Annotated in this window: 2 protein-coding genes; both read left to right on the forward strand. The window is 60.1% G+C overall.

What is annotated here, in order from left to right; translation table 11 throughout:
- Nucleotides 1-476: molybdopterin-dependent oxidoreductase (locus tag OXG98_07885; GenBank protein ID MCY3771923.1), on the forward strand; the 476-nt coding region annotated here is incomplete at its 5' end.
- Between the two features lie 14 nt (nucleotides 477-490).
- Nucleotides 491-1333 (forward strand): LLM class flavin-dependent oxidoreductase (locus OXG98_07890; GenBank protein MCY3771924.1); only part of this gene is annotated, 843 nt, incomplete at its 3' end.

Here is a 1333-nt window from a genome sequence, read left to right on the forward strand (position 1 = left end):
CGCATTCCAATGCGACGCACCTGGCAACGGTCGAGGTGGATGTTGAAACCGGGCAGATCAGCCTGCGGCGCTACATCGTTGTTGAGGACTGCGGCAGGATTATCAACCCCATCATTGTCGATGGGCAAATTCAGGGCGGTGTCGCCCAGGGTATCGGCACGGCCATGTATGAACATGCCCTCTACGACGAGAATGGACAGTTCTTGACCGGTACGCTCATGGATTATCTCGTCCCTACAGCGGTAGACGTTCCGCACGTCGAGATTGGACATATTGAATCGCCCTCACCTTTCAGCCAGGGCGGCATCAAAGGTATAGGCGAAGGGGGGGCCATTGCGCCGCCGGCGGCGATTGCGAACGCAGTTGCCGATGCGCTCTCCCCGTTCGGAGTCCAGGTGAGCGAAATCCCGCTCACCCCGGAGCGGGTGTTGGCGTGTATCGAGCGGGCGAGGAACTCAGCAGGGACGCCTGACTAGAAGGAGGACGGACCGTGCAGTTCGGGATTTGTGTTGCTACGAAGATCGACGACTGGCAGTTGATCCAATATGCCGAGGAACTGGGCTATGACCGCGCCTGGATCCCCGACTCGCAGATGATCTGGTCGGACTGTTACACTACCTTAGCCCTGGCCGCCCAGCACACGTCGCGTATCCAGATTGGGACGGGAGTCGCCATCCCTGGGACGAGAATCGCCCCGGTCACCGCCCACTCCATTGCGTCCATTAATCGCCTCGCGCCGGGCCGAGTCTTTTTGGGTATCGGTACCGGACATACGGCTATGCGGGTCATGGGTATGCAGCCGATGCGTATTCGAGACTTCCGAGAGTATCTCCGGGTGGTCAAGACGCTCCTGCGGGGGGAAGAAGTTGCATACACCTATAACGACACCACGCGGACGATCCGTTTTCTGCATCAGGATTTACACTTCCTGAACCTGGCCGATCCGATTCCGATGATTGTCGCCGCCAATGGTCCACGGGCGCTTAAAACTGCGGGCGAGTTCGGGGATGGCTGGGTCGCCGGAGTGAAGCCCGGACCGGACGCCTTTCTCGGCGACTGGCAGCAGGTCCAAGTCGGGGCGGAACAGGCCGGTCGGACCCTGCCCGACAGTTTCCATACCGCGGCCTTTACCACGGCTGTCGTGCTGCAACCCGGAGAGCCGCTGACCTCGGATCGGGTCATTGAGATGTGCGGTTCTCAGGTCGCCGCCATCATTCACTTTGTGTACGAAATCTATCAACAGACCGGCCAGGAGGAGGTCATCCCCGCCGGCTATAGAGGCATCTGGGATGAATACTGCGCTCACGTCGAGCGGATGGAAACGCCGGCGGAC

It is taken from the genome of Gemmatimonadota bacterium (genome assembly GCA_026706345.1).
Taxonomy (GTDB): Bacteria; JAAXHH01; JAAXHH01; order JAAXHH01; family JAAXHH01; genus JAAXHH01.